At 68.4% G+C, this 3,085-nt stretch carries 3 protein-coding genes; all 3 read left to right on the top strand.

Annotated elements, in window-relative coordinates; all coding sequences use genetic code 11:
• On the top strand, positions 1-233 hold a 233-nt coding region (locus D1J51_RS17560; RefSeq protein ID WP_205548052.1), incomplete at its 5' end, for a chromate transporter.
• A gap of 85 nt (positions 234-318) precedes the next feature.
• Complete coding sequence (locus D1J51_RS17555; protein WP_240423433.1) at positions 319-2,286, top strand: heavy metal translocating P-type ATPase; 1,968 nt, start codon at positions 319-321, stop codon at positions 2,284-2,286.
• A gap of 24 nt (positions 2,287-2,310) precedes the next feature.
• Positions 2,311-3,039 carry a VIT1/CCC1 transporter family protein gene (locus D1J51_RS17550; RefSeq protein ID WP_119077289.1) on the top strand — a complete coding sequence of 243 codons (729 nt, stop codon included), beginning with the start codon at positions 2,311-2,313 and terminating at the stop codon, positions 3,037-3,039.
• The last annotated feature ends 46 nt before the right edge of the window (positions 3,040-3,085 follow it).

The raw sequence follows: 3,085 nt of genomic DNA, 5'->3' as shown, positions 1-3,085 counted from the left end.
TCTGGAATCGGCTGCGCCGAGCCCCGAGGGTGCAGCGAGCGCTGAAGGGCGTGAATGCGGGAGTCGTCGGCCTGCTCGCGGCGGCCCTGTACGATCCGGTGTTCAACGAGGGCGTCACCGGACCGCACTCTCTCGTAATCGTCGCAGTGGCATTCGTCGCACTGACCGCGTGGAAGGCTCCCGCCTGGGCGGTGGTGCTGGGAGCTGCTGGGCTGGGGGCGCTGCTGCTCTGAACCACGCCCTCGGCCGAGACCGAAGCATGCTGAGGCAAGGCCCGCCTGCGATGCGCCGACGCCCGCGAGCTGGGAAGCTTGCAGCGTGAGACGAGTTTCTGCCGCAGCCAAGGCGTATCCGCTGGTGTTCGCGACCCTGCTGATCGCGATGGTCGGCCTGATCCTGCTCACCACCCCTGCCCGAGAAACCGCCCCGTGGCTCGTCGGCGCGTATGCGCTGGCGATCGCAGCGTGGGAGGCGGTCGGCATGATCCGCCAGCTCCTCAAAGGCCACGCCGGGCTCGACATCCTCGCGGTCACCGCGATCACTGCGGCTGTGCTCGTCGGTGAGCCGTGGGCCGCGCTCGTGGTCGTGCTCATGCTCACCGGCGGCGCGGCCCTCGAAGACTACGCTGAGAACCGCTCCAAGCGCGAGCTCACCGCGCTGCTGCGCAAAGCCCCGCAGCAGGCCACCAGGCTGCTGCGCGACGAGGCCGCCCCGGCGGGCCGCTCAACCCTCGAGGCGGTCGCCGAGGACGTGCCGGTCGAAGCCGTCGAGGTCGGCGATCTGCTGCTTGTACGGCCCGGCGCGCTCGTACCGGTCGACGCGGTGCTCGTGTCAGAGCATGCTGTGCTCGATGAATCCTCGCTCACGGGTGAGAGCCTGCCGGTCGAGCGCGTGGCGGGCGAGCGCGTCTCCAGCGGAGTGGTGAACGGTGCGAGTGCGGTCACGATGCGGGCTGTCGCGCTCGCCTCAGACAGCGAGTACCAGCAGATCGTGCGTCTGGTCGAGCAGGCCGCGGGCAGCAAGGCGAAAGTGGTGCGGCTCGCCGATCGCTATGCGGTGCCGTTCACGGTACTCTCGCTCGTCATCGCGGGCGTTGCATGGGTGGCCAGCGGGGAGGCGGTCAGATTCGCCGAGGTGCTGGTGGTCGCGACCCCGTGCCCCCTGCTGATCGCCGCACCGGTCGCGTTCCTCGGCGGCATGAGCCGAGCTGCGCGCTTCGGGCTCATCGTGAAGGGCGGCGGCACTCTCGAACAGCTCTCGCGGGTACGCTCCGCCGCGTTCGACAAGACCGGCACCATCACGACCGGGCGGCCCGCGCTCGAACGCATCCTTGCCGAGCCCGGCTTCGACGAGATGAGCGTGCTCCGGTTCGCCGCATCGGCCGAGGTGTACTCGTCCCACGTACTCGCAGAGTCCGTCGTCGTGGCGGCCAAGCAGCACGGATACCCGCTGCTGGACGCGCTCGGAGCCGAGGAGATCGCCACCAACGGCGTCGCCGCGGAGTTCGCATCCGACAACGCGGAGGATGCGGCGACGACGGTGCGGGTGGGCAAGCCCTCCTGGCTCCGCGAGTTCGCCCCGGCCCTCGCGCTCGCCCCGCTGGAGCCCGGTGAACTCGCAATCTACGTCGCCCTCGACGACCGCTTCGCGGGCGCGATCGTGATGCGCGACCAGACACGAGACGAGGCTGCGCAGGCGCTCGGAGAGTTGCAGCGACTCGGGATCGAACGCACGCTCATGGTCACCGGCGACGTGGCAGCCACAGCCGAACCGATCGCCGCGAGCCTCGGCATCGACGAGGTGCACGCCGAGTGCCGGCCCTCCGACAAAGTACGCATCGTGAGCACGGTGCAGCCCAGACCGCTCATCATGGTCGGCGACGGCCTCAACGACGCCCCCGTACTCGCCGCAGCCGATATCGGCTTCGCGATGGGAGCTCGCGGCGCGACCGCCGCGAGCGAGTCCGCCGACATCGTGAACCGATACGAAACCCTCACTTCCCTCCCCCTGGCGGTACGCGTGGGAAAGGACACGGTGCGGATCGCTCTCCAGAGCATCTGGCTCGGCATCATCATCAGCGTGGGTCTCATGCTCGTCGCAGCGTTCGGGTTCCTTCCAGCGTTGATCGGGGCCTGGCTCCAAGAAGTCGTCGACCTCGTCGCGATCCTGGGCGCGCTGCGCGCCGTCGGCCCGCGCGCCGAGCGCAAACTCAAGGCATCGCGAGCCAACGCGGGCGGCGCACAGCGCACACCGCTGACAGGCCGAGAGAGCCAGCGAACCCACTGAGAATCACTATGGAGGCACCGAGCCATGGCTAGAAAAACAGCACCCCAAGCCCATCCCGGCGAACCTCACGACCGGGGCACCGGCCAGCGACTCAACTGGCTGCGCGCCGGGGTACTGGGAGCGAACGACGGCATCGTCTCGACCGCTGGCGTCGTGATCGGTGTCGCCGCGGCGACCCCGAACAACGTTCTCGCGATCGCCACGGCAGGAATCGCCGCAGTGGTCGCTGGCGCATTCTCGATGGCCGGAGGCGAGTACGTCTCGGTGAGCACCCAGCGCGATACCGAGAAGGCGCTGATCGCCAAGGAAAAATGGGAACTCGAGACCATACCTCAGGAAGAACTCGAAGAACTCGCCGGCCTCTACCGTCAGCGTGGGCTCTCGGACGACCTCGCGCATCAGGTCGCGGTCGAGCTCACCGCGAAGGACGCCCTCGCAGCCCATGCAGAGGTTGAACTTGGAATCGACCCCGAAGAGTTCACCAGCCCCTGGGCGGCGGCTGTCTCGTCATTCGTCTCGTTCGCGCTGGGAGCGCTCATCCCGCTCGTAATGATCCTTTTGCCATTCGGCGAGAACCGCGTCTGGATCGCCGCGGTCGCAGTGGTGATCGGCTTGTTCCTCACCGGCTGGATCAGCGCCGCCCTCGGCGGGGCTCCGCGCGGCCGGGCCATCCTCCGGAACGTGGTGATGGGCTCAGCGACGATGATTGCGACTTACCTCATCGGCCTGCTCTTCGGCGTCGCTGTTGGCTGAGCGGAGACGACCGCTGAACCCAGCTGACCGTGAAGGTGGCGTTCAC

Origin of the sequence: Leucobacter sp. wl10 (genome assembly GCF_003569785.1) — a bacterium.
Taxonomy (GTDB): domain Bacteria; phylum Actinomycetota; class Actinomycetes; order Actinomycetales; family Microbacteriaceae; genus Leucobacter.
Note: the sequence above shows the minus strand (reverse complement) of the source record. Positions and strands in the feature narration are given on the sequence as shown.

Coding starts and splice junctions, on each gene's coding strand:
- D1J51_RS17550 (WP_119077289.1), top strand. CDS start 2,311: ATGGCTAGAAAAACAGCACCCCAAGCCCATCCCGGCGAACCTCACGAC.